At 62.7% G+C, this 26010-nt stretch carries 21 protein-coding genes; 7 read left to right on the forward strand and 14 right to left on the reverse strand.

Going from position 1 to position 26010, the window contains the following annotated elements; translation table 11 throughout:
- Positions 1-12 precede the first annotated feature (12 nt).
- A complete protein-coding gene (locus tag EO170_RS13230; protein WP_126945606.1) occupies positions 13-1815 on the forward strand; it encodes a transmembrane repetitive protein in 1803 nt (600 codons plus the stop codon).
- 379 nt (positions 1816-2194) lie between these two features.
- Here the strand turns inward: EO170_RS13230 and EO170_RS13235 are convergent, their stop codons facing one another.
- From EO170_RS13235 to EO170_RS13250, 4 genes are all read right to left on the reverse strand, one after another.
- Positions 2195-2467: a BPSL0761 family protein gene (locus EO170_RS13235; protein WP_126945609.1), complete on the reverse strand. Its 273-nt coding sequence runs from the start codon at positions 2465-2467 to the stop codon at positions 2195-2197.
- Positions 2468-2708: 241 nt separating this feature from the next.
- Positions 2709-3158, reverse strand: coding sequence for a hypothetical protein (locus tag EO170_RS13240; RefSeq protein ID WP_241239440.1), 450 nt, complete (start codon positions 3156-3158; stop codon positions 2709-2711).
- A gap of 894 nt (positions 3159-4052) precedes the next feature.
- Positions 4053-4814 (reverse strand): SseB family protein, encoded by a 762-nt coding sequence (locus EO170_RS13245; RefSeq protein ID WP_065031413.1) that lies wholly within the window; start codon positions 4812-4814, stop codon positions 4053-4055.
- A 2-nt stretch (positions 4815-4816) separates the two neighbouring features.
- A complete protein-coding gene (locus EO170_RS13250; RefSeq protein ID WP_065031414.1) occupies positions 4817-5089 on the reverse strand; it encodes a BPSL0761 family protein in 273 nt (90 codons plus the stop codon).
- A 328-nt stretch (positions 5090-5417) separates the two neighbouring features.
- On the opposite strand from EO170_RS13250, the gene EO170_RS13255 reads away from it, so the two are divergent.
- Positions 5418-6020, forward strand: a complete 603-nt coding sequence (locus tag EO170_RS13255; RefSeq protein WP_074053024.1) for a YkgJ family cysteine cluster protein — start codon at positions 5418-5420, stop codon at positions 6018-6020.
- Between the two features lie 68 nt (positions 6021-6088).
- Here the strand turns inward: EO170_RS13255 and EO170_RS13260 are convergent, their stop codons facing one another.
- From EO170_RS13260 to EO170_RS13275, 4 genes are all read right to left on the reverse strand, one after another.
- On the reverse strand, positions 6089-6481 hold the full coding sequence (locus tag EO170_RS13260) for a 4-oxalocrotonate tautomerase family protein (RefSeq protein WP_126945612.1): 393 nt from the start codon (positions 6479-6481) through the stop codon (positions 6089-6091).
- Positions 6482-6507: 26 nt separating this feature from the next.
- A complete protein-coding gene (locus EO170_RS13265; protein WP_164739047.1) occupies positions 6508-7518 on the reverse strand; it encodes an NAD(P)-dependent alcohol dehydrogenase in 1011 nt (336 codons plus the stop codon).
- A 326-nt stretch (positions 7519-7844) separates the two neighbouring features.
- Positions 7845-8312, reverse strand: coding sequence for a Cu(I)-responsive transcriptional regulator (gene cueR / locus EO170_RS13270; protein ID WP_196768840.1), 468 nt, complete (start codon positions 8310-8312; stop codon positions 7845-7847).
- Positions 8312-10810 carry a heavy metal translocating P-type ATPase gene (locus tag EO170_RS13275; protein WP_277601019.1) on the reverse strand — a complete coding sequence of 833 codons (2499 nt, stop codon included), beginning with the start codon at positions 10808-10810 and terminating at the stop codon, positions 8312-8314. Before EO170_RS13275 ends, cueR begins: the two co-directional genes overlap by 1 nt.
- 103 nt (positions 10811-10913) lie before the next feature.
- Between EO170_RS13275 and EO170_RS13280 the strand changes: the two genes are divergently transcribed.
- The 5 genes from EO170_RS13280 to EO170_RS13300 all read left to right on the forward strand — a co-directional run bounded on the left by EO170_RS13280 (position 10914) and on the right by EO170_RS13300 (position 17734).
- On the forward strand, positions 10914-11174 hold the full coding sequence (locus tag EO170_RS13280; protein WP_126945618.1) for a cation transporter: 261 nt from the start codon (positions 10914-10916) through the stop codon (positions 11172-11174).
- A gap of 137 nt (positions 11175-11311) precedes the next feature.
- Entirely contained in the window at positions 11312-11707 is a 396-nt protein-coding gene (locus EO170_RS13285; protein ID WP_102254386.1) for a hypothetical protein, read from the forward strand.
- Between the two features lie 74 nt (positions 11708-11781).
- On the forward strand, positions 11782-13086 hold the full coding sequence (locus tag EO170_RS13290) for a TolC family protein (protein WP_206514012.1): 1305 nt from the start codon (positions 11782-11784) through the stop codon (positions 13084-13086).
- On the forward strand, positions 13083-14597 hold the full coding sequence (locus EO170_RS21885; RefSeq protein WP_126945621.1) for an efflux RND transporter periplasmic adaptor subunit: 1515 nt from the start codon (positions 13083-13085) through the stop codon (positions 14595-14597). Before EO170_RS13290 ends, EO170_RS21885 begins: the two co-directional genes overlap by 4 nt.
- Positions 14594-17734 (forward strand): CusA/CzcA family heavy metal efflux RND transporter, encoded by a 3141-nt coding sequence (locus tag EO170_RS13300; RefSeq protein WP_126945624.1) that lies wholly within the window; start codon positions 14594-14596, stop codon positions 17732-17734. The genes EO170_RS21885 and EO170_RS13300 overlap by 4 nt, the downstream gene beginning before the upstream one ends.
- A gap of 104 nt (positions 17735-17838) precedes the next feature.
- On the opposite strand, the gene EO170_RS13305 is transcribed toward EO170_RS13300, so the two are convergent.
- From EO170_RS13305 to EO170_RS13330, 6 genes are all read right to left on the reverse strand, one after another.
- The gene (locus EO170_RS13305) at positions 17839-18669 is read right to left on the reverse strand and encodes a DUF4198 domain-containing protein (RefSeq protein WP_126945627.1); all 831 of its coding nucleotides are present in this window, start codon (positions 18667-18669) and stop codon (positions 17839-17841) included.
- 26 nt (positions 18670-18695) lie between these two features.
- Positions 18696-21731 carry a TonB-dependent receptor gene (locus EO170_RS13310; RefSeq protein WP_126947579.1) on the reverse strand — a complete coding sequence of 1012 codons (3036 nt, stop codon included), beginning with the start codon at positions 21729-21731 and terminating at the stop codon, positions 18696-18698.
- A gap of 98 nt (positions 21732-21829) precedes the next feature.
- Positions 21830-22771: a FecR domain-containing protein gene (locus tag EO170_RS13315; RefSeq protein WP_126945630.1), complete on the reverse strand. Its 942-nt coding sequence runs from the start codon at positions 22769-22771 to the stop codon at positions 21830-21832.
- On the reverse strand, positions 22768-23364 hold the full coding sequence (locus EO170_RS13320; RefSeq protein ID WP_206514013.1) for a sigma-70 family RNA polymerase sigma factor: 597 nt from the start codon (positions 23362-23364) through the stop codon (positions 22768-22770). Before EO170_RS13320 ends, EO170_RS13315 begins: the two co-directional genes overlap by 4 nt.
- A gap of 86 nt (positions 23365-23450) precedes the next feature.
- On the reverse strand, positions 23451-25277 hold the full coding sequence (locus EO170_RS13325) for a PepSY domain-containing protein (protein ID WP_126945633.1): 1827 nt from the start codon (positions 25275-25277) through the stop codon (positions 23451-23453).
- Positions 25274-26005 (reverse strand): PepSY domain-containing protein, encoded by a 732-nt coding sequence (locus EO170_RS13330; protein ID WP_206514014.1) that lies wholly within the window; start codon positions 26003-26005, stop codon positions 25274-25276. The genes EO170_RS13325 and EO170_RS13330 overlap by 4 nt, the downstream gene beginning before the upstream one ends.
- Between the last annotated feature and the right edge of the window lie 5 nt (positions 26006-26010).

A 26010-nucleotide genomic window follows, 5' to 3' on the forward strand; every position in this document is an offset into this window, starting at 1 on the left:
TCCGCGCCACCGGTGACCACGGCCGCCGATCTGCTGCAGGCACTGCGTGCGCGCATGCCGGGCAAGCTCATCCTGGATCGGCGCACCGGGCTGCCTTACGGTTGGGCAACCTGGATGAGCAGTCGCATCGGGTCGGCGGCTGCGTTCGACGATGACCAGGTGATGGGCGTGCTGCTGGCACGGCCAGCGTCGCCTGCAGGTGCTGGCATGGCGTTGCTGTTGTCGCCGTTCCAGGCATTTCGCAGCCTGTGGTGGCAGCACTGGGAGCCGCGGCCGAAGGACCAACGGCCGCAACACTGGCTGGCGCTGCTCGCTAGCCTGTTGATCCATCTCGGTTTCATCGCACTGCTGATCTGGGTCGTCACGGTGCGCTGGGCGCCGGATGACACTAAGACCGGCGACGAATCGCGGGTGCGCATGACCTTCATTGGCGACGGAGCGGCGGAGCAGGGCGGTGGACAAGGGCAGCCCGCTGACGCGGCGCAGGCCGCCTCGGGCGATGCGGCTTTAGCGCCGCAATCCGCTGCGTCCGTTGCAACCGGCAGGCCGAGCAAAGCGAGTGCAGCACCGTCGGAGCCTGCGCCCGCCGACCTACCAGTCGATCCTTCAAGTACTGCCCAGGCGCAGGACATCGCGCCGGAACCGGAGGCTCCCGCTGCCAGCGAACCGGTGGCGCCTGAGGTGCCACGTGTGAGCGTGCAGGTGCCGCCTGTGATGATTGAATCGCCACTGCAGGTCACCGAAACACCGGTGGCCACGAACGACTTCGTCGTGCCGCCGCCGCCCACGATCACGGTGACTCCGCGTCCGGTTGCGCCGGCCGCGCCGCAGATCGAGGTGCGCCAGCGCGATATCCAGACCGTCACCGAACAGCCCCAACTGCGCGAATTGCAGCGGCCTGCAGCCACGGTGGCGGTGCGCGCTGCCAACGCGCCAACGGTGCGCGAGCGGGAAATCGTCGTGCCGGATCGGCCACAGGTCGTTGCGCCGTCCGTACGCAGCCGCGAGATCACGCCGACGGTTCGCATGCCCGATGTCGCCGTTCGAACGGCCGAACTGCCAAGCGTGCCAGACCCGGCGCCCCAGCCGGCACCGGCGGCACCAGCCCAACAGACGCCGGTGACTCCGTCGCCGGCAGCATCCGCGTCGGCTACTGCAGCGACGCAGCCATCGGCAGCTTCCACGCAGCCCAGCCAGGCGCAGGCGAGTCCAGCGCGATCTGCGCAATTTAGCAGCACTACTGCAGCAGCCTCATCCGCAGCCAAGCCGGCGACCAGCAATGCCGGCCCGGCGCCGGCAGATCGCAGAGGCGGCTGGGATGTTGCGGCCAATGCAGACGACTGGAGCAAATCCGACCGTAGTAGCGCCGGCGAAACCACAGGCGCCAATGGAGCACGCAACGGCATGTTCAACGCAGACGGCAGCGTTCACGTCGCCGCCGGAGCCGGCGATGCCGGCGCCGGTGACCGCGGACCGCCAGGCAGCGAAACCGACACGTGGACCCGCGACCAGATCGCCCAGGGCGGCACCTGGCTCAAACGTCCGCCATACGGCTACACGCCGACCTCGCTGGACAAGTACTGGATGCCAAACCAGTCGCTGCTGCAGGAATGGGTGCGCCGCGGCCTGAAGAAGATCGAGATTCCGATCCCGGGAACCACCACCAAGATCAGCTGCGTGGTGTCGTTGCTGCAATTCGGCGGCGGCTGCGGCTTGAGCGACCCGAATCTCAACGATCAACCGGCAACTGCAAGACCGCCGCCGGATGTGCCGTTCAAGCGAGAGCTGCAGGAAGACAATGGGGCTGTTAAGTAGTCAGCTACCGGCCTGGTTCTGACATAATATACATTATGCGAAGTGGGCTGTTGACGCTCCTTTGCGCCCTGGCGGCCTATCAAGGGTTGTTGATTGCCGACACTGAATTGCCCCACCGGCAGCCAACATATGCCCCAACTGGCCCCAACAAATGCCCCAACGTCGATAAGCCGCCAACAAATCGCCCCGTTCTCAGAGCGCTGCCAACAAGCTGCCCCAAATTCGACGACAGAGCCCTATGTATCGACCGTATCGTCGCCGAAGTTGCCGGTACCATCGCGGAAATTTAGCCAGTTGGCTATCCAGGCGTTCGGTGCTGCAGAAGCCTCCCGTCGCACTGACGCTGCAGGCGATTGCCTGTGGGGACATGTGCTGGCGCTCAAATCCGGTGAGGACCTTTGGGATAACTGCGGAACCAGTCATGCTCGACCTGCGAGGTCAAGTAAGGCCGCACAAACGACGATTGGGTAAGGTCCCGCAACCGCTCCTCATGCTGGGCGATGGCTTCAACATCACTGAGCGTTGGGTAGTGGCGCAACAGCCGGTAGGCTTCCTGGCGCACAGACTTAGGCACGGCTTGGCTGCCGGCGAGTTCCTTGAGAAACGCTCCGGCTTGAAGCAGGTTGCGAGTGCGCTCGTCAGGCAAGGTCATGTGACTGCTCACTAAGGCTAAGGAATTCTTAGCGTAACGCTTAGCCTTGTTCTCATTCCAGCGGCTATTGCACGCCCCACCGTTTTGGTTATTCGGCACGTGGTACTGGCGGCCTGCACCTTAATGGCGGGCCGAGTATGGTCCTAGGTAGACATGGTCCTGGGTACGCGGCAGGGCGCTTACTGGGCATCAGGTAACCACCTTACGGCGATCTCGCTTAGACCGTTCGGGTTTTGGGCGCTTAGGTGGACTCCGTCCCACATGTTGCTGCCACGTCGTCAGTGGCGCGCATCTGCTGGGTCAAGGTGTCGCGCTCGGCACGCGCTGCATCCTGCAACTCCTGGAGTTGAACCCGCAACATTTCATTGCCGCTTTCTGCGCCGAGCACGCGCAAAGCTGAGGCGTCACGTTGCTGGCGAAGTTCGGCCAGCTGACGCTGCAGCTGCTCGACAAAGCGCTCTAACTCGGACGTCCGTGCGGCGGCGAGTTGTTCGGCTTGCTGAGCAGCGCGGGTCAAGCCTTCTAGTCGGGCAAGCTCGGCCTGCATAGCGAGCCGATCTCGTTCCAACGTTTCTCGGGCATCTGAGAGGGATGCACGATCAGAAGCCAATGCCTCATCGGCCTGCTGTCGGGCGTGGTCCAGCGCCAACGTCCACCACTGCCCTGCCAGGGCTGCGACGGCTTCAGGCACGTGGGCACCGCACTCTTTGATGGTCCACCGACGCACTCTGAGTATCCATTTAACGCAGTCAAGGGGGTCTATAGTTCCGGGAACGCAGTAATGAGTGCCTGGTTTTCCCAGTCGCGCACTCTGGGGGGCGAACAATTGAAGGTGGCCCGGCGTTTGGCGTCCTTGCTTGCCGCTGCCTGTCACGGGTTTTGGGCTCTATGGCCCGCGCAGCTGCTGAGGCAGATCGCTTAACGTAAATGGCGGGCCTGATCGACCTTGCCCAGCGCATGCTTTCCGGTGGCGCCAACCCGGTTCCGAAATTCCCCGCGCTCCTGCTGGTGCTGTCGCCCCCTGCGCTTCCAGTCACACGTTCAACGTCGCCAGTTGCTGATCCAGGCGTTCGTTGCGGGCGAAGGCCCGTTGAGCTGACGATGCAGGCGATTGCCTACGAAGATACGTGCCGTCGCTCAAATCCGATGAGGACCTTTGGGGTAACTGCGGAACCAGTCCTGCTCGAACTGCGAGGTCAAGTAAGGCCGCACAAACGCCGACTGTGTGAGGTCCCGCAACCGCTCCTCATGTTGAGGGTCGGCAGGGATTCGTGAGAAAAACAGCCGAATCGGCTCTAACACCATGATTCAACGAGGAAACACCCCTCGACGTCAGGCAGTTCGTGGATTACAGACCTAGGCTTGATCGACCCAGAAGCCGCGTGACACAGGCATTCCTGGAGTACTGCTCAGGAAGGCTCCGACCGTCGCCTGATCCATTGCAGTAGTTCCTCGTGCGGGATCGTACGTCCAGCGTCGACGTCGGCCATACCCTCGCGGGTCCGCCGATCCTTCTCTTCCTCGGTCAATTCCGGAAGGAGTGCTAGTAGCTTGTCTTCAGGGCTCAGAGGCCGATGAGCTGCGCTCAAGTTGGCTTGATTCTCGTGAATATGGGCAGGATCTGGGGATCATCCAAGCCCGCCGGCAAAGGCAGCGATACGTCATGGACCGCCAAGTCGATGATTACGTCCAAATCTGAGCATAAGGGCTGTATGGCGGTGGTCACCAGACGAGCCGCCCGCTCGGCGAAAGCCAGGTCGACCACCAGCCAGATCAGCAGACCGGGAGGCTGTTCGACGCCCCCTGACGAGTTAGTTTCCAGGAGATACGCCGACGAGACGAAGTCGGCGTGCTCAAGGCTGCCGCTGATGGCCGGAGCGAGCCAAGCCGGTGCGGCCTGGGCAGGTCTCACCGCGAACTCCGCCGGCGCCAGCCGTTCCACCCTGGCCAGAAAGCCCGTATCCAACAATGTCGCAACCTCTTCCGGGTACAGGACAACGCCACCGTCGTTGGGATTGAGCATCAACGTCGCGCCGCGAGTACCGGTTAGCAGCTCACGGCCTGATACTCCCAGAATTCTGACAGCAGCCGAGCTGGCCGCCTGCGCCTTGTCGAGCGAGGTAAAGAAAGGGATCGCATCGAAACCGTCAGGATGGCGGAACTGGACCAGTCGCAGTGTCAGAGCGTCGTCCGAGACGGGCGCATGTACGTACACGATCGCATCCATCAGTCGCTTGAAGAATGCGCGTTCCTCGGCTGCACTGTCGCGGGCCCGTTCAAAGGAAGCCTCCAGCGCTGTCTCCGCAGACGTAGTCCCTCTTCCACGCGGCCTGCTCGATTGCTTCATGGTCAGATGCGATGAGGGCCAAGCGGGTACCCGGAGAACCAATCCGCCTCGATCTCGCTGCTCAGGTAGGGTCGCACGAAGGCCGACTGGGTCAGCGCTCGCAGCCGCTGTTCGTGCTCAGCAATCGCCTCGATGTCGCTGACGGTTGGATAGTGCCGCAGCAGTCGACATGCCTCTTGCCGCACCTCTTTGGGCACGGCTTGGCTGGCCGCTAGCTGCCTGAGGAATGCGCCCGCCTGCAGCACATTGCGGGTTCGCTCAGATGGCATCGTCATGACATCAAGAATGACTAGTACTAAGGAATGCTTAGCTTATCGCGTTTGTCGCCGGCCAGCGCACGGTGCAACTATGGACCTTGCGATTCCTGTGTTAATGTAATACAATCAATAACTTACTTCGCATAACGTCGCTTATGTAAAGCCGCGGCGTGGCCGGTATGGTGAGTCTGGTGTCTGAGTGGCTCCGCCCTCGATTGGTGTCTTGCTCACGTTGCGGCTAGCCCGCGCCGGACGCTCCAGCACTGATAGCCTTCAGTTCCGCGAGCATGATGGGCGCAGGCTTGGTAGGTTTCGAGAATCAACCCGGCACGCTTGAGGGGCACCGATGACGCAGCAAACGGATGACTCAGAGAGCGATCCTGCTCAGGCCAAGAAGAATGCTCAGGCGAATTTCGATCGAATGCTTACTGGCATTCCGATGGAAATCCAAGACAGAGAAGCCAGCTTGGCCAGTCGGCTGGCCGCCTTGCCTGGAAGCCCGATAAAAAAGCTGCGCGCCTTGCACAAGGAAATGGAGATCCTGTCCGCTGCGATGGCTCCCTATGTCGCATGCAGTGCGGGGTGCTCGGCATGTTGCCACTACCCGGTGCACCTTTATCCCGTTGAGGCCGAGCTTATTGAGAAGCGCTCCTCGCATTCTCGATTGCCGAAGTCGCTTCCTAGTGCCGACTTCCATGGTTCGCCCTGCCCCTTCCTCATCCAGGAACAATGCTCGATCTACGAGGACCGTCCAATGGTTTGCCGCCAGCATGTTGCGTTGACCAACACGGCGTACTGGTGCGATCCGGTCAGATCGGGCGAAATCACTTTGCCAATGGCCCAACTCTCCAAAGTTCAAGAAGCTTTTCATGAGCTCGTAGCAAAAGATGGCCGCACGACCCCCATGGACATTAGACAGATCTTTGCGGTACCCGGCGAAAGCTCCTAGGCATGGGAGTGCCTGAAAACTTGACCCGACAGCGCCCTTTTATGCGAGATATGCGCGCAACGGGAATGTCAGGACTGATGGAACCGCGCTTCTTGCGTACGCCCACCGTAGCCATAGGCCGAGGCGCGCGCATCGTGGACATGTACATAGCTTGTCGGGTGCACGGGGCCTAACAGGCGCTCAAAGCAGGCGAATACCTCGGCAAGATTCTCTGCCTTCTCCGCTTTGGTGTTGGTCTCATCCGTCACGATGATCTCCAGCGAGAAGCTTGAGACGCCAATCTCGCTCAGCGTCTTTCCTCCGATCAGCCAATCTTCAGGGCGGATATACGTGATGATCGTCGCGATCAGGCCCGCCTTCTTTCCTAGAATCCGGCTGGTCAGATCGCTCACCTGGGTAGATATCTTCGCGGTCAGCGCGGGAGACGAAGATGCAGAGACTTTGATGTTGATCAGAGGCATGAAGGAGCACGTGTGAAGCCGAGAGGCTAGTTGATGGCGATGACCACTTTGCCGATGGGCCTTCCATGTTCCATGCGCGCAAACGCGGCAGCAGCTTCAGCAAAAGGAAAGATGGTGTCGATAACCGGCACGATGGCGTGATCGTCGATGAAGCGGATAAGGGCTTGGGTCATTCTCTTGGACCCCACTACCACTCCGGTGAGCGACTTTCCGCCGATGAGTGAGAATGGATCGATGCTCAATGCAAATCCGCCAGCGACACCACCGATGGTCACGACTCGGCCGCCGGGGCGCAGACTTCGCAGCGAGCGAGCAATCGTGCCGGCTCCACCGATATCCATCACCAGGTCTACGCCGCCGGTGGTGTGGAGCACTGTTTCGTCCCAGTTGGGGTCGGTGTTGTAGTTGATGGTGGACTGTGCCCCTAATGCCACCATGTGCGCGATGCCCTCTTCTCTCCCAGAGAGCACTGTGACGCGCAAACCCGCGGCAAGCGCAAGCTGGACCGCCCAAGTAGACACGCCGCCGGTGCCCTGAATCAGCACATGAGCACCGTCGGGCAGCGCGCCCAACTCAAATAACGCGTGCCAGGCAGTGACTCCTGCACACGCGATCGTAGAGGCTTGCTCCCATGACAAAGTGCGTGGCGCGTGCACCAACGCGCTTTGATCGACCACCAGATGTGTCGTCAGCACACCGTCGATGTTGCCACCCAGCGACATGGACAGCGCTTCGTCACTGGGAAATCCTTCGATCCACAGCGGAAAGAAGATGGGGAGAACGGCATCACCGATGGAGAACTCGGTGACCGCCGGACCTGTAGTGACTACTTGTCCGGCGGCATCCGACAATGGGATGCGGGCTTCACCGGCTCCCATCTGGCCGTGGGCGACGAGTAAGTCACGGTAGTTGAGCGAGGCGGCCTTGACGGCCAGCAAGACTTGGTTATCACCCAAGGACGGGTGCGGAACCTCGATTCTGTGAAGGCTTTGTGGCCCCTGTCCACGGATGACGCGGTAGGCGTGCATGAGGCTCATTCGGCGAGTTTGGTGAGAGGCGGCGACCGAGATGGTGCAATGGCACATCGCATTTTTTGATGGCGCCACTAATGAACAATGTGGGCCGGATAGCCAATCGAGCTGAGTGCTTGCTTTATCAGCTCAAGCGGTCGGCGGGTTTCGAGGCCGATGCGGCGTTGGTCCGGCATGAACTGCGCCCGCATCGAAGGGTCTACGCTCATCAACGCACGTCGAATGGGCGCCACACATGCGCTGCAGGCCATGGCGGGGATATGTAGTCGATGCATGCTTTGCTGCTCCGAGCCGGGCGGACAGCCAGCCTCAGGCTTCCTACTGTGGGAACGTCAATGCCCGTTCGTCGGGCTCGCCAAATCGTCCAGAATCGGACATTCCGGGCGGTTGTCGCCATGGCATCGACTGGCCAGGTCGCGCAGCGTTCGCTGCATGGCCTGCATCTCGGTAATCTTGATCTGCAGATCGTCGATGTGGCCCTGGGCCAGTTTCTTGACCTGGGCGCTGGCTCGCCGGTCATCGCTCCACAAGCCTAAGAGCGATTGGATTTGTTTGATGGAGAATCCCAGGTTGCGGGCACGACGAATGAACCGAAGCCTGTGCACATCGGCATCGGTGTAAAGGCGATAGCCCGCAAAGGTGCGACTAGCCGGAGGGATCAGATCGATCCCTTCATAGTGGCGAATCATCTTGGCGCTGACCTCGCTAAGCGCGGCGGCTTCGCCAATGTTATGCAATCCGGCTTCGCGCGCGTCGGCCAGTTCGGGTCGCAGTGCCTTGGAGCTGCGTCTGGTTGCCATCATGCCTCTCCCACATCGATCTTGGTTGGCTGCCAACGGCGCAACAGCAGCGTGTTGGCAATCACGCTCACACTGGACAAGGCCATCGCTGCGCCAGCGATGACCGGATCAAGCAAGCCCAAGGCCGCCAGAGGAATCCCGACCACGTTGTAACCGAAAGCCCAGAACAGGTTCTGATGGATCTTGCGGGTCGTGCGGCGGGAAATGTCGATGGCATCGGCGATGAGACCCGGCTCAGCGCGCATTAGGGTAACCCCAGCGGCATGCATCGCCACATCGGTACCGGTTCCCATGGCCACCCCCAAGTTGGCGGCAGCCAGCGCTGGCGCATCGTTGACACCGTCGCCGACCATGGCCACCGGTGCCACCTGAGCCAATTCAGCGACCAACGCGGCTTTCTGCTCAGGCAATACATTGGCGCGCACCTCTTGGATGCCCAGCACCTTGGCCACCGAGGCGGCCGCGCCGGGGTTGTCGCCAGAAATCATGACGGTGCGCAAACCCAGCGTGTGCAGCCGTTGAACAGCCGCGGCTGCACCCAGACGCGGCGGATCCTCAAAAGCCAGTATCCCGAGCAACTGCGGATGATCGGTGCCCTGCTCTGCCAGCCAGGACACCGTGTGGCCGGTCTGGCTGAGTAGTTCGGCCCGGGTCTGCAATGCCGTGAGCACGACGCCATGCTCAAGCATCATGCGGGTACTGCCCAGCAACAGGTTCCTGCCATCCACCTTGCCGGTAATGCCGCGGCCAGGCACCGCCTGCACGTCGCGTGCAAGCGGAATGGCGCGCTGGCCCATCACGCTCAGTACGGCCTTGGCTAAGGGATGCTCGCTGCCTTGCTGCAGGGCCGCCGCCAACGGCAACAGATCGGCCGCATGGCCACGGGTGGCAATCTCTTCGGTCAGTACAGGACGTCCTTGGGTCAACGTGCCTGTCTTGTCGAAGGCCACCACCTTTACGGTACGTGCCACTTCCAGCGCCTCGGCATCCTTGACCAGAATGCCCGCTCGGGCGGCCACGCCGGTGCCGGCCATGATCGCGGTCGGGGTCGCCAACCCCAGCGCGCACGGGCATGCGATGACCAGCACCGCTACCGCGCTCAGGATCGCCTGGTTCCAATCACCCGTTGCCAGACCCCAGCCGAGCAGCGTGAGCAAAGCCAGGCCGATCACTACCGGCACGAAGATCGCGCTCACCCGATCCACGGTTCGCTGGATAGGTGCCTTCTTGGCCTGTGCATCCTCCACGAGGCGAATGATCCGAGACAAGGCGGTCTCGGCGCCGATGGCCAGTGTGCGCACCAGGATGCGGCCTTCACCATTGATGGCCCCACCGGTGATGCGATCGCCCTCCCCGCGCGCCACGGGCATGGATTCCCCGGTGATCAAGGACTCATCGACATGCGTGCGGCCCTCCGCGATCACGCCGTCCACGGGGATGCGCTCGCCTGGCCGCACACTGACAATGTCCGAGACGGCAACCTCGTGAATGGCAACCTCGCGCTCTTGTCCGTCCTGATACACGCGTGCGGTGGCTGGCCGCAGTGCTTGCAAGGCCCGGATCGCTTGCGTGGTCTGTTGCTTGGCGCGGGCCTCTAACCACTTGCCCAGCAGGATCAAGGTAATGATGACCGCCGAGGTCTCGAAGTACAGCGCGGCATCGCCGTGGTGTCCGGCATCATTGAACAAGTGATAGACACTCAATCCATAACCGGCGCTGGTCCCCAAAGCGACCAGCAGATCCATGTTGCCCGTGCCGGCGCGCAGTGCATGCCATCCGGCGCGATAAAAGCGCGCACCGATCCAGAACTGCACCGGCGTTGCGAGCAAGAACTGCATCCAGCCCGGCAGCATCCAGTGCTGACCTGCGACCCATCCCAGCATCGGGACGACCAATGGCAGTGAGAGGGCCGCAGCGATCAGCAGTTTAAGGGTGTCACCACTGAGCGCCTGGCGCGCCGGCGCTGTATCGATCTTGCCTTCCAGTGTCTGCGGTTCGACCGCGCGATAACCCGCTGCGCTGACGGCGGCGACCAGGGATGTGACCTCCACCAGTGACGTGGCCCGTATGCGCGCACGCTCGGTGGCCAGATTGACCGACACCTCCATCACGCCCGGCACAGCACGCAGCGCACGCTCTACCCGTGCCACACATGAAGCGCAGGTCATCCCTTCGATGATCAGATCCCGCTCCTGGCTGGCAACCTCATAACCGGCCTGCTTCACCGCCGCGATCAAGGCGGGCAACGCGGCTGCCGGCGCGGTTACCTCGGCCACTTCTGTTGCCAGATTGATCGACGCATCGCTCACGCCGGTAACGGCCCGCAAGCTGCGCTCTACCCGGCCTACACATGAGGCGCATGTCATGCCGGCGACACTGAAGCGATGGGTGGCCGCAGGCACCGGTTGCGGCAAGGTGAGCGTTAAGTCCATGGAGTAAGGGCCAATAGGAACGAGCAGGTAGCCTGAGCCTTCCCATGATGGGAAGGTCAACAACACGGGACGGTTCTCCACTCAACTCGCCTGTCGTTTGACCTTCCCACCGTGGGAAGGCTCATCGTGACAGCGTCGGCAAACCGCCGATGCTTTTGGAGGGTTGTCCATGAATCTCGTTGTTGAAGGTATGACCTGTGGTCACTGTGTCCGAACGGTGACCCAAGCCATTCAGGCCCTTGACCCCCACGCCCAGGTGGACGTCGATCTGGGCAGTGGCATGATCAAGATCGAGGGCCTGCTTGCCGTAGAACAGGCGGTTGAGGCTATCCAGCGGCAAGGCTATGTGATCGCCGCCGTGCTCCCTTCTGAGGCTGGCACGCCGGCCGCCCCGGCCGCATCCTCCTGCTGCGGCGGATGCCACAGCTGAGTCCGCGCGAGGGCTTGATCCTGATCAATGCCAGTCAGCCCCAAGAGGGCTAGACTGGCCATCATGAGAGCTCGCACGTCCCCTACCCTGATCTGCCCAGCGTCCACAGGCGCTGCTTCGGGCGTGTGGGAGCTGTCATGGTGAAGCTGCTGAGGCGATGGCGGCGCCCCCGTTCTCGTGCCCGACTGGCATGGCTGGGACTGTGGGCGCTGCTGCTGCAGCAACTGGCGCTGGTGGCTTACGCCTGTCCGCTGGAATCGGTGGAAGCTGGACAAGCGACCCTGATGGTCGGTTGCGAAGAGATGTCCGCGCCGGATCCCGATGCTCCGGCGTTGTGCGACCAGCATTGCCAGCGCGATCACATCGCCACGGCCGATGCGAAGGCCCCTCAAGTGCCTTACCAGCCCGCGCTGGCCGCCTTCGCGCTCGTGCAGGCTCTGTTGCCACCGGTACACGCGCAGTTCTATCGGGATGTTCCGGTGTGCGTGTCCGATCCGCCTCCCCTGCAGCGCTTCTGTAGCCTGCTGATTTAAGACCCCTCCTGGATTGACCCGTGCTCGTGCTGCATGCGTTGCAGCGCGCTCGTTGTCGTTTGTCCGGAGGTCTTATGGAGATGTCTTTCTTCTTGCGTGCAAGGCGCAGGATGGCGTGTGGATTCGTGTTTGCCTTGGCGCTCAGTGGTCCTGTGGTGGCGGCATCGCCCGCTATCCCGATCAGCTACACAGAAGCCCTACAACGGGCGCTTGCTAACGCCCCAACCCTGCAGGTGCGTCGATCCCAGATCGATGCCAGTACCGAAGAAGCCGCGCGTGCTGGCGCGCTGCCCGACCCACGTTTGATCGTGGGGCTGGCGAACTGGCCTGTCAGCGGACCCGATGCCTTCAGCCTGCGGGCCGATGAGATGACCACCCAGCAAGTCGGTCTGATGCAGGAGTTTCCTGCGCGTGCGAAACGACGTGCCGAGCACGCGCTGGCGCAAGCGACGCTGGCGCAAGCGCGCTCACTGTCGATGGCCGAACAGCAGATGGTGGCCCAAGCGGCCGCGCTGGCCTGGATCGAGCTGTGGAGTACGCAGCAAGCCGTAGATGCGTTGGAAGGTTTGCGCGAGCCGGCACGCATAGCCGAGCGTGCGGCGCGTGCTCGCTTGGCAGGTGGCACGGCCGGGGCCAGTGACGTGCTTGCCGCCCAGGCCGTCCTACTGCAGTTGGACAATCGCCTGGAGCAGGTACATGCGGAGCACGCCGCGGCGCAGGCCGGCCTGGCGCGGTGGTTAGGTATTGCACCAGAGGCGATCTTGGCCAGTGGTGCGGCACCGGATTTTTCGCAGTTGCCATTGGAGCCCACCCAACTGCTGGCCAAACTGGACCAGCACTCGCCACTACTGGGCTGGGAGGCACGCCAGAGCTTAGCCCAGGCCCAGGTGGATGCGGCCGTGGCCGAAACCCGCCCGGATTGGAGTGTGGAGCTCACCTACGGACGTCGCGAGCGCGCACCCGACGGCATGGCGCGCAGCGACATGCTTATGGTGGAAGTGGGTGTGGGCCTGCCGCTGTTCCAGAAGAACCGCCAAGCACGAGGCATCGCGGCACGGCGGGCCGAGCTGGAGGCAGTGTCCGCAGAGCGCGATGAGGCCCGGCGCATCCAAGCCGAGTCGGTGCAACGCGCGATAGCGCGATGGCGCGGGTTAACCGGCCAATTGGAGCGTCAGAACACGCAGAGCCTGCCTTTGGCGCGCGATCGCGCGCGCACGGCGTTGGCCGCCTACGGCGCCGGTGCCGACCTGCAGCCGTGGCTGGAAGCGCGGCGCGATGAGATCGAATTGAAACTGGAGAACGCCCGTCTGCTGGGCGAACAGGGCCGTGCCTGGGCGGCACTGGCCTATCTGCTTCCCCATGAGGAGAACACGCCATGAGCCCGACCAAGACGCGTCTCACACAGCTCGCCGTGGCCCTCGGGTTGCTGGCGCTCGGCTTTGCCGGCGGCTACGCCAGGATGACTCGAACCTCTGATACCACCCCGCCCACCGGCACGAGCGGCGCAGATCAAGCACGCAAGGTGCTGTACTGGTACGACCCCATGGCGCCGGAGCAGCGATTCGACAAGCCGGGCAAATCTCCGTTCATGGATATGGAGTTGCTGCCCAAATACGCAGATGAGGCCATGGGGGGCGGAACGCAGATCGATCCGCGCCTGCAGCAGAACGTGGGCATACGCACTCAGGAAGTGACGGTAGAGTCACTAGGGACTGCCGTACGCGTGCCGGGCACACTGACGTGGGATCTGACCCAGGAAACCCTGGTCAGTGCGCGCATGGAAGGCTTGATCACCCACGTGCAGGTAAAGGCGCCGTTTACCGAGGTTCGTCGTGGTCAAGCGCTGGCCACCGTGCAGGCCCCGGCATGGAACGCGGCCATCGCCGAAGCACATGCCCTGAGCCAAGCTCAGTCCGCGGGTGCGCGTGAGCTACAGGGTGCGGCGCAACAACGGTTGCGTTCGTTGGGTGTTCCTTCTGGCGCCTCGGCCAGAAGTGGCGTCGTGCTTGGCGCAGACCACAGTGGTGTCGTGACCGAGATCCTGGCACGCGAGGGGCAGACGGTGATGCCCGGTACGCCACTGTTCAAGATCAATGGGCTGGACACGCTGTGGCTGGAGGCCTCGGTGCCCCAGGCAGCGCTGGGCACCTTGCGGCCGGGGACCTCAGTGCAGGCCACGGTCAGTGCCTGGCCGGCAGAGCGCTTTGCCGGACAGATCCATGCGTTGCTTCCCCAGGTCGACATGGCTAGTCGCACGCAGCGGGCGCGAATTGTGCTGCGCAACCCGCAGCGTCGGCTGGTGCCGGGCATGTTCGCCGAGGTTCTGGTGCAGCCCGATGCCGAGCAGGCCCTGCCAGTCGTTCCCACGGAGGCGCTGATCGCCACCGGGCGGGACAGCCGGGTCATCGTGCAGGATCCGGACGGGAGCTTTCGGCCAGTGCGGGTGAGTGTCGGACGTAGCGTGCAAGGGCGCACGCAGATCGTGGCAGGCTTGGCCGGTGGTGAACGCGTGGTCGTCTCGGGTCAGTTCCTGCTCGACTCTGAAGCCAGTCTCTCCGGTGCGTTGGAGCGCCTGGGCGCTGCACAACCGACAAGCCCTGCCAGCGCATCAGGTGTGCACGAGCGCCATGACGCCGGGCACGACCCTCGCACTGTCGTGCCGTCACCGTCCAGACAGCCTGCGCCTGTCGCGCCAGGGACCTCCACCTCTACGCCGCCGCGCTGCCCTGTGCAGTATTGGTATGACCCGATGGTGCCGGAGAAGCATTTCGACAAGCCGGGCAAGTCACCGTTCATGGATATGCAGTTGGTACCCAAGTTCGGCCCCGCCGCAGCCGCTGATTGCCAGGCAAGCGACGTCATGTCCGAAGCGATGGAGGGCACGCCATGATCGCGCGCCTGATCCATGCTTGCATCGCCAATCGCGTGCTGGTGCTGGTTGCCGCCGCGCTGCTGGCGGTGGTCGGTATCTGGTCGGTAAAGAACACGCCGCTGGATGCGCTGCCGGACCTGTCCGATACCCAGGTCATCATCCGCACGCAATGGGCGGGGCAAACCCCGCGCATCATCGAAGACCAGGTGACCTACCCGTTGGCCACCACGATGTTGTCCGTCCCGGGCGTGAAGGCGGTACGCGGCTTCTCCTTCTTCGGTGATTCGTTCGTCTACATCCTGTTTGACGATGCCACTGATCTGTACTGGGCTCGCTCTCGAGTGCTCGAGTACTTGAGCCAGGTGCGCGATCGACTTCCACCGAATGTGAATCCGGCGCTGGGTCCTGATGCGACAGGACTGGGCTGGATCTACCAGTACGCGCTGGTGGATCGGACCGGTCAACGTGATGTGGGGCAGCTGCGTGCGTTGCAAGACTGGTTTCTTCGTTATGAGCTAAAAACCGTACCGGACGTGGCTGAAGTAGCCAGTGTGGGCGGTGCGGTGCGCGCTTGGCAGATCCAGCCGGATCCGCAGGCGTTGGCGGCCCGTGGACTGACGGTGGCCGAGCTCATCGAGGCGGTGGATGCGGCCAACGGCGCTACCGGGGGCTCCGTGATCGAACAAGGCGAAGCCGAACTGATGGTGCGTAGCGAAGGCTACCTGCGCACACAGGAGGCATTCGAACAGGTGCCGGTAACCAGCAACGACGGCATCCCCGTCTTGCTCGGCGAGGTGGCCACGATCAGTCGGGGGCCGGTCTTCCGTCGTGGTATCGCAGAGTTGGATGGTCAAGGTGAGGTGGCCGGCGGCGTGATCGTCCTGCGGACCGGCAAGGATGCCTTGGGGGCCATTCGGAACGTCAAAGCGCGACTGCAGGCGTTGCAATCCAGCTTGCCCGAGGGCGTGGAAGTGGTGCCGGTGTACGACCGCTCCGAGCTGATCCAGGATGCGGTACGCAACCTCACCCACAAGCTTGGCGAAGAGTTCCTGGTCGTAGCGCTGGTATGCCTGCTGTTCCTGTGGCACCTACGCTCGGCGTTGGTGGCCGTCATCACCCTACCCTTGGGTATCCTGGCGGCCTTCATCGTGATGCACGCCCAGGGGATCTCCGCCAACTTGCTGTCATTAGGCGGCATTGCCATCGCCATTGGTGCGATGGTCGATGCAGCGGTGGTGATGATCGAAAATGCACACAAGCATCTGGAGCACTGGCGGGAGGAGCAGGGCCGGGAACCTCAGGGTGAGGAGCGCTGGCAGTTGATGGCCCGCTCGGCGGCCGAGGTCGGACCGGCCCTGTTCGCCAGCTTGCTGGTCATCACCCTGTCTTTCGTGCCGGTTTTTGCCCTGCAGGCGCAAGAAGGGCGATTGTTCTCGCCCTTGGCCTACACCAAGACCTACGCGATGGCCGCCGCAGCAGGGTTGTCGGTGACCTTAATCCCGGTCTTGATGGGCTACCTGATCCGCGGCCACATCCGCCCGGAACAGCAGAACCCCATCAATCGCATCCTGATCGCTGGCTATCGGCCCATCCTGCTGTGGGTCCTCAAACATCCCGGTGTCACCTTGCTGCTCAGCGGCCTGCTGCTAGTGCTCACCTTGATCCCCTTTAGCCGGTTGGGCAGTGAGTTCATGCCGCCCTTGGAAGAAGGCAGCCTGTTGTACATGCCCACGGCCCTGCCCGGCCTGTCCGCCGACAAGGCCCGTCAGTTGCTCCAGCTCTCGGGCCGGATGATCAAGACCGTACCGGAGGTTGAGCACGTGTTCGGCAAGGCGGGCCGTGCCGAAAGTGCGACCGATCCGGCCCCGATCGAAATGTTTGAGACCACCGTGACCTTCAAGCCGCGGGATCAATGGCGCCCGGGCATGACCCCTCAGAAGCTGCGCCAGGAGTTGGACGCAGCGGTCAAGATTCCCGGTCTGACCAACCTATGGGTCCCGCCCATTCGCAATCGCATCGATATGTTGGCCACCGGCATCAAGAGCCCGATTGGGATCAAGGTCTCCGGACCGGATGTGGAGCAGATCGAGCGCCTGAGCCAGCAGATCGAGCAGGTGGCCAAGACCGTGCCCGGCGTGAGTTCGGCACTGGCCGAACGCGTCACGGGTGGGCGCTATGTCGATGTACAGGTGCGTCCGGAAATCGCTGCACGTTACGGATTCACTCAAGGCCAACTCCAGCAACTGATTGCCACGGTCGTTGGCGGCGATCCAATCGGGGAAACGATCGAGGGGCGCGAACGCTATCCCATCGTCTTGCGCTACCCCCGTGGCCAGCGTGACTCGTTGCAGGCCTTGCAGGATCTGCCGCTGATCGCGCCAGGCGGTGTGCAACTGACCATGAGCCAGGTGGCGGAGCTGTCAATCAGCCCAGGCCCGCCGATGCTCAAGAGCGATAACGGCCGGTTGGTGGGCTACATCTACGTGGATGTGGCCGATCGCGACTTGGGATCGGTGGTCCAGGACCTGCAAGCCGCGGTGCAGACTCAGGTGAGTTTGCCTGCCGGCTATGGTCTGGCCTGGTCGGGGCAGTACGAGTATCTGCAACGGGCATTGGCACGCCTGCAATGGGTGGTGCCCGCGGCGTTGGCGATCATCTTCCTGGTCATCTGGATGGTGTTTCGCCGGCTTAGCGATGTATCCATCATCCTGCTCAGCTTGCCCTTGGCGTTGGTGGGCGGTTTCTGGTTGATCTGGGGGCTGGGCCATGCGATTTCGGTGGCCAGCATGATCGGATTCATCGCCCTGGGCGGCGTTGCGGCTGAGTTCGGCGTCATCATGCTGCTGTACCTGCGTCATGCCTGGGAGCAGCGCTTGGCCAGCGGTGCGCCGGAAGATGTGTCTACCCTCCAAGAGGCTATCTACGAAGGTGCCGTGCAACGGGTGCGCCCGAAGGCGATGACGGTAGCCGTCATCCTGGCCGGGTTGTTTCCGCTTTTCGTCGGTGCCGGTGCCGGCTCGGAGGTCATGCAACGTATCGCCGCGCCGATGCTGGGTGGCATGCTCACCGCACCGGTGCTCTCCATGGTGGTGATTCCCGCAGCGTTCTATCTGGTGCGGCGACGTGGATTGCGCGCGGCGCGGGGCGACCAATGAGAGACAGACTGAGCACTTGAGGTCCGTCCCCACAAAAAGACGCCAGTCATGGAAGAAGTCATGACTGGCGTCAAAGGGGAGAGTACCGCCTACGTGCTTACTTATCAGTGCCCGGCGTGCGGGGAAATCTCAAAGCTCAGCGACGCCCGATCCGACACAAAATCCAACCCTTTTCTTGTAGAGGGCATCATGTGATTGGTGTGGATGTACCAGGTCTTGGCGGTGGTCACCTGGAAACTGGCTTGGCCCTGGGCATCGGTGCGCAGGAGCGTAGCGCTACCGTGCCCGCCCTTGACCGGTGCGTCAGCGCGATGGCCGACGTACACGCGCAGGTTGGGCACTGGCGTGCCCTGCTGCAGCACCTGGAAAGACAGCTGTTCGCCGACCTTCACGCTTCCAGGATTGCGGGCCAAGCGGATCTCCAACGGATAGCCCAGCGAGGCAGCGAAGTCGTCGGTCAGTTTTGTGCCCACCTGTCCAATGGCACGGGCATGCTTGGTATAGCTATAGGTGACCCCTTTGGGGAACTTGCTTGCATCATAGGTGGCCAGCGTATCGGGCAAGTCTTCCAGCTCCAGGTACTTGCCGAACTCGCTGGCCGTACGGGTACTGGTGGAAGCCATCGTCGAGACACCCAGCAGATGGGTGCCCTCGCCCGCCGGATGCACGGTGAGCTGGCTTTGCTTGCCGACCTCTTTCCAACTGGCCAAGTCCGGGGCAGCCTTAGCGCCGCTCTGACTCAGCGAAACGTCCTGTAGACGCGTTCGGGGGACTGCACCTGCACTTTCATCGAAGGTGCCATTGTTCACCAACGCGGTGTTCGCCTCGCCCGCTGCGGTACCGGGCTTGGAGAAAGCGACAAACAGGTCGTGCGCGCCGGCGCTGCCGGCCACGGCGAACAGCAGTAGTGCGGCGGATAGTTGCATGTTTCTCATGATGTGTAGCTCCTTGGGATCGTGGCTTACCAGTGGTAACCAAAGCGGACATTCCAGCGACGACCCAGCAAGTCGTACGTCATGGTGTCGGTGTTGGCGTTGGGGTTGTTCTGCACGAACGGCGCCTTCTTATCGAGCAGGTTTTCAACGCCGGCGGAGATGTCCCATTTCTTCTTGATGCCGTAGCTCAGTTGCAAGTTGTGGTACACCACGCTGGACACATGCGAGCCGATCGTGCCGGGCACGGCGATGATGTCGTCAGCGCTGCCGATGTACTGCGCCGAATAGACGCCGGTCCAACGGTTTTTGCCCATGCGCAGTGAGCCCAAGCCACGCCACTGGGTGTAGCTACCCAAGCCGCTGGTGATCTTGCCGGCGTACTCAATGGTGGTAGCACCGGCGAAGGGAGTGACGTCATAACGCTCGAGATACGAAGCGTCCAGACTCGCGCTGGCCTGCCAGCCGGCCACATCGAACTGATATAGCACGCCGATATCCACGCCTTCGGATTCCTCGCTGGCCGCATTGACCTGCTGGGACGAGAGGTAGTTGACCTCACCGGTGACCGGATCACGGGTAAAGTTGGCCGGTGAGCAGAACGGATGGGCCAAGTTCGGCGTGGTGTAGCACGCACGCAGCTTGACCGACCCTTCAATGCTACGGATCGCGTTCTCGATGCGGATACGGTAGTAATCGGCCGTGAGCGTCAGTCCCGGCGCAAACCCTGGGGTCCACACAAAGCCTGCCGTGAAGGTTCGCGCATCTTCAGGCTTGAGGTCGGGATTGCCGCCTGTCGTGGTGAGGATAGTGTTGCCCAACTGACGAAAGTTGGTCGGCACGCCCGCGGCTTGGCAGTTGGCCCGAATGACCGAGTCGGCCGGTAACGTGCTCCAGTTGCTGCACGGGTCCAGCGTAGTCAGGCTGCCTTGACCGATGCCACCGAACAACTCCGGAATGCTGGGGATACGAAAAGCCGTTGCGTAGTTGAGACGAATCTTGAGGGGTTCGGCCACCTGCCAATCCAGCCCCACCTTGTAGTTGGTGTCACTGCCGAACAGGTCGTAGTCGGAGTAGCGGCCGGCCAGGTTCAGGGTTGCGTAGTCCACCAACGGGACGTCCTGCAGCAGCGGGACGGCAAACTCGACAAAGGCTTCCTTTGCCGAGTACTCACCTTCGATCGGATCCTGACGCACGATGTTGGCGCTGCCGTTGACTACCAGCGGATCTGGGTACAGCCATCCCCGTTCCTTGCGAAACTCCACGCCCGAGGCAAACGCAACGCTACCGGCAGGCAGATCGAACAAGGCACCGGAGACCGTGCCGCTCACCCCTTGCTGGCTATTGCCACCGGATCCACGCTGGGTAAACAGGATGTAATCCAGCACTTCGGGAGTCAGGTTGCCGTAGCCCAGGTAGTTGCCGCACGGAATAGCCGCCCCTGGTGTGTTGCTGCACAGGCTGGTGTTGAGAGTGTTCTCTACCCGATCCAGGTTGGCGATGTTGGTCGAGCTGTCTGTGGCCGAATTGCGCCCCCAGTTCAACGCCACATTCCATGCCCAGTTATCGCCCCACTGCCCTTCCAGCCCTAGCACGGTGCGGAACGTATCGACCTCTTGCTCGGTGATGCGCGCTCCAGCCTCTTCCAACCGACGGCGCTCCAAGGTCAGGTTTTGGCCGGTGGGGTTGGTCGGATTCGTGGCGGCAATCCGGATCGTGCGATAGACGCCCAGGGTGTTGGGCGAGGCACGCTGGTTGGACTGGCGATTGGTCGCCATCAGTTCGGTGAAAAGGCGCGTGTTCTCAGTCAGGTCGAACTGGCCAAAGCCACTAAGCCCAATGCGTTTGATCGGGCTGACGGCATTGAGCAGCAGGTTGTAGTTGTAGTTGTGCTTGGCGGGATCGTAGAGCTCGTAAGAGCGCGGATCTCCATTGGGATCCTGATTGAAGTTGACTACCCGCCCATCGGCCAAGCGTGCACGACCGCCGATGGTGGATGAGTTGCCCACGCACTGCAGCGTGCCCGCCACTACGCCCAGCGGGCACGGCGCGCGCGAGGCCATGGTGATGGTGCCACTTTCGGCATAAGTCAGGGCGCCAGACATTGAGCTGCGCTCGCCGGTGGTACCGAAGGCCAGGTTGAAGGAGCCGATCTCGCCATCACCCTGGAAAGTCTGACCGTTCCGGGTGGATAGCTCCACGCCATCCATTTCCTTGCGCGTGATGATGTTCACCACGCCGGCTACGGCATCGGCACCGTAGATGGCAGATGCGCCGTCCTTCAGGATTTCGATGCGATCAACTAGGGCCAAGGGCACCACGTTGAGATCCACCGAGTTGTTGGCGCCGGTACCACCGTTGACTACGCGTCGGCCGTTGAGCAGCACCAAAGTGCGGTTAACGCCCAAGCCACGCAGGTTGATCTGGGTGGTGCCGTTACCGTTTCCCGTCCAAAAGTTGTTGGATTGCGAGCCGGCTGCACCGGCCGATGCAGGCAAGCGCTGGAGCAGCGTCTCTACCGACACAGCACCGGAGCTCTGGATAGTCTCGGCATCGATGACCGTGGTGGGTCCCACACCGGACATCTGAGCGCGTTTGATGTGACTGCCGGTCACTTGGACCGCATCAAAGGTGGTGGGTGAAGCGGTCGACGGCGCAGAGGCGTCGGCGCCACCGGAGAGGGAGGCGCTGTAGGCATCCGGACCGGCTTGCCCTACACCGGAGGACGGTGCGTTGCGCGCCGGCTTCGGCGTGTTGGCTCCTTCTCGCACGATCGCCAGCGCGCCGCTTTGATCACGCTTGACCGTCAGTCCCGTGCCGGCGAGCACGCGGTTCAGCGCTGCATCCTGGGACATGTCCCCGCGTGCGCCTGCGGTGCGTCGATCACGAACGTCTTCGCTCAAGTAGACCAGACGAACGCCCGATTGCCGGGCATAAGCTTCCAGCGCGACTTTCAGGTCCCCTTCGGGAATATCAAAACTGCTCGTTTGTGCAGCGGCGGAGGCCGCGATGACCAGACCACACATGACAGCCAACGCTGTCCTCGCCACTTTCGTACGTGCCATGCATTTTCCCCAGGTCGGCGCGAATCGGCCTGATATCTGTGACGAGAGGACGGCACGCTTCCGGTATGAAATATTTCAGATTGATGTCTGTGGGCGTCTCACTGCGGCTGGGAGACGCGAATCTGATCCCCCTGCGTCTCGACGCGCAGGTTGAAGCCCGTGGCCAGCAGACGTGCGAAGGCATCGACACCTGTGGCATCGAAGCTGCCGCCCACACGCATGTGGGCCGTTTCCGGATCCATCAGCACCAACTGCTTGTCGTTGTAGCGATTGAACTGGGCCGCCACATCCGCCAGCGTGGTTTGATCGAACTCCAGGGTTCCATGGCGCCAGCTCAAGGACCGGCGCACTTTGTCCTGAGCGTTTACCGCCACCAGCGTGCCCGCCGGCTTGCTGTACAGCAGTCCCCCGCCTCGCACTATCACCGGCGGCCGGCCGGGCTTGGCCACCATCGGCTCGACGCGCACCTTGCCCTCCAGCACCGCCACTTCCAGGCGCTCGCGCTCTTGCCTGACGGAGAACTTCGTTCCCAAGACCACCACCTTGTGGTCGCCGGCATGGATCACAAACGGATGCGCAGGGTCTGGCTTTACGTCGAAAAAGGCTTCGCCTTTGTCCAGCCATACATGGCGCAGCGAGGGATCCACCTGCGCGCGGAGCTCGGTGTGCGTATTCAGTTCCACCCGCGAACCGTCCGACAAGGCCACGACTTCCCGTCCCCCAACCTCGGTGGTGTAGCGAGTACCCGGCCCCCACCAGGGCATGTTCAGCAGTACGGCCAGCATTGCCACCGCCGCGGCCGCTGACCAACGCACCGGTGAGGCCCAACGCCGCGTGCGGGGTGATTGCACGCCGCGCACGGCCGCCAGTCGATCGGCTCGATCCCAGACCGACTTCAAACGAAGCCAGGCCACACGATGGGCCGTATCCTGCCCCAACCAAGCATCAAGCTGCCTCTGGTCCTGCGCGGTCCACTGCGAAGATTGGGCGCGATTGATCCACTGCGCAGCAACTTGTTCGATGTCGTTGTGCGGGCTCATGGGTGCGAACGTTCCTTGTTGAAGCGCCGGGCCGGGCGCTGAATCTTGCCGGTACCGCCAAGCATGAAGTCCGCCAATGCGCGCATGCCCAACAACGTCTGGCGCTCCACCGTATCTTCGGCAATCCTCAGGCGGCTGGCCACTTCGCGTTGGCTCAAGCCGTAGATCTTGCGAAGCTCGACGATCTGCCGGCATTTGGCGGGCAGTTTCTGCAAGCCTTGCTGGAGGCGCCGTAACTCATCGCGTGCACCCAGATGCCGCTCCGGCGTCACCTCATCGCTCTGCATCACCGCCTGCTCGACATCGGCCATGGCTTCAATGGACACGATGCGTGAGCGGCGGATGCGATCAATGAGCAAGTTGCGTACGGTGGTCATGACAAAAGGTTTGGCCTGCGACGGCAGACCCCGACGCGCGGCTTCATATATGCGTGTGTAAGCCTCCTGCCGAAGATCAGGAATCTCGCTGTCCTCATGCCCATGCCGGCGCAGAAAGGCGTGGATCAAGCCTTCCAGCGGCAAGACATGGGCGATGAACCACTCATCCAGTGCGGTGGTCACCAGGGTACTCGCTGATTCATCGGGCAGGCTCAAGCACGTCCATTCACTAGGACGAGCGCGGTCAGGAAATCCGGTACACCGCAGCACCCGCCGGCCTGCTGGGCCGGCGGGTGCTGGGATCAGATCTTGAAGTCGTCGTACGCCACCTGGCTGTCGGGTACCCCCAGCCTGCTCAGTAGCTCTCGGGTGGCCTTGAGCATGGCCGGCGGTCCGCACAGGTAAAACTCGCAATCAGCCAGGGCCTGATGGGCTTTGAGCAGACGATCATGGGCCACTTCGTGAACCAGACCCCGCAAGAGGGCATCGTCGTTCTGCGCCTCATCCGAGAGCACCAGATGCCAGGTAAAGTTCGGGTGCTGCCCGGCCAATTGCTCCATCTCCTCGATGTAAGGCGCCTCCTTAAGGCTGCGTGCGCCATACCAGAAGTGGATCCGCTCACCGCCCTGCCCCGCCAACAGCGTCCGAATCATCGCGCGCAGCGGCGCCATGCCAGCGCCGCCGCCGATGAACACTTTCTCCCGCCCGTGGGGTTTGAGCGCGAAGTCGCCGAAGGGGCCGCTGAAAGAAACCCGATCCCCCGGGGAGAGCGTGTACAGGTAGGTCGATCCCCTGCCCGGCGGTTGCCGCTTCTTGTCCGATCTGCCGGGACTGAAGCGCGCCAGCAACGTCAGACGACCCTGCGCCTGATCAATGGGCAAGGCCAAGGAGTAGGCCCGGCGTACCGGCTCGCGATTGACCAGCTTTTCCGGCAGATCCACGCCGGCCCAATCCTGATGGTGGTGTTCGGGTCGCACCAACTTGTGAACAGGCACGTCGTAATCGGGCACGTGCACCTGCAGGTAAGCACCGGGTTGATACTCCGGTCCGGCAGCCTCGTCGGGCTTGAGCACGATCTCGCGCAGGAACGGGGTCACCGCCGTAACCTGCTCCACGGTAGCCGCATACTCGGTCCATAGGCTTGCCCCGCCGGCCACCTCGACATCGGTGTCTTCCGTCACGGCCAGGTTGCAGGCCAGGCGATAGCCCATCTTGACCTTGCTGGCGCCCAGGTGGGCGCGATCGGCCGCGGTGGCTTTGGGCGCCGCGCCGCGGAAGCGCACCTCGCACAGGCCACAGCTCTGCCCTCCTCCACAGTTGGACGGCAGTTGCACGCCCTCGCGTGCCAGCGCGACGTAGACGTTGTCGCCTGCCGACGCCCGTACGGTGCGCAGCCGTGTCCCGTCCGGACCGAATACCGACAACTCGCGGGCCGGACGCCAGCGGCGCGGCACGAACTCGCTCCAGTGGAAGCTGGCAAACAGCAGCCAGATGCCGGTCAGGGCCAACCACAGACCGCCGATCGCTGCGGTGACCACCAACGGGTTGTTGAAGTTCTTGCGCCCGGTGTAGTCCATGATGTGCAACATCCAGAACACATCGAACAGACGCCAGGTCTTGTTGCGGTGGTAGAGCACTTCGCCCGTCTGGGCAGACAGGTACACCGTGGTGTCCTGCGTGTCATCGGTGTCCACACGCCACAGACGCCCCTCGTGATCGCGCACCTCCCCGCTCCACTCCAACAGGCGCGGCGCTTTCAGCGTGCCCGGTCCGGTGTAGGAGGCCTGAGCCAGGCGGGTGGCCCAGGCCGAATCCAAGGGGATCGGCTGGCCCGTAACGGCGTTGGCCAAGGTGACACCTTGCGCATCGGCCAATTGGTACACCGGCGTGTCCAACAGCCAGCCAGAACTCACGCGGCTGATTTTCTTGTTGCCACCCAGAAAGCTGGCCGGCGATCGGGCGTTGGCGGGCCAGTCATGCGCGGCATGCGCGTGGGCCTGGAACTGATGGCCCTGCACCTGATCGTGGTCCAACCAGCTCATCATCACGCCACTGGCCATCCAAAGCAGCAACTGCAGGCCGATGATCAAGCCGACCCATTTGTGCAGCGTTCTCATCCAGGGCGTCATGCTGCGGCCCTCCTGCGGAAGCTGTAGAACAACAGCCAGGCGCCACTGAGCACGAACACCAGTCCGACCGCCGAGGCCACGCGCAACAGAGTGTTGTTGACGTCCGAGCGCGCCTCGTAGTCCATGATGTGGAACATCCACAGGAAATCGAACCAACGCCACAGGCTGTGCCGCCGCGCCAGCAACTCGCCGCTATAGGGCGAGAAGTACAACGTCGTTTCACCGGCATCGGCGTAGTGCACGGCCCACATGGGAACCGGGCGGGTGGCGACTTCCTGCGGCGCCTGCGTCACCCATTCAACCCGGGCTACCGGCGCTTGGCCCTGGTACACCGCCTTGGCCAGCGCGATCGCCATCTGCTGATCGCCCGGCGAGAGCACATGGCCGGTCGTAGCGTCGAGCAGGTAAATCTTGTCGTGGGCATGGATTTCATAGACATCCCGCTCTAGCAGGCGCTTGAGCTTGACCTGGGTCATGCCCGAGTAGCGGCGCTGCAACTCCTCACCTGACAAGTGCGTGGGTGCGACCAGCGGTTGCTGATGCGCATGGGCCAGGTGATCGCCATGGATGATGTCCAAGGAAATGACCGTCATGTACACGCCGCTGATCATCCACAGCAGCGCTTGCACGCCGATGATCAGGCCAATCCATTTGTGGGCCTTACGCGCCCAGAAAGCCGATTTCATAGTGATCTCGTTCGACAGGAAGACGACACCTGCCCCCGTCACACGGA

The organism is Xanthomonas sp. BRIP62409, assembly GCF_003992965.1.
Taxonomy (GTDB): Bacteria; Pseudomonadota; Gammaproteobacteria; order Xanthomonadales; family Xanthomonadaceae; genus Xanthomonas; species Xanthomonas euroxanthea.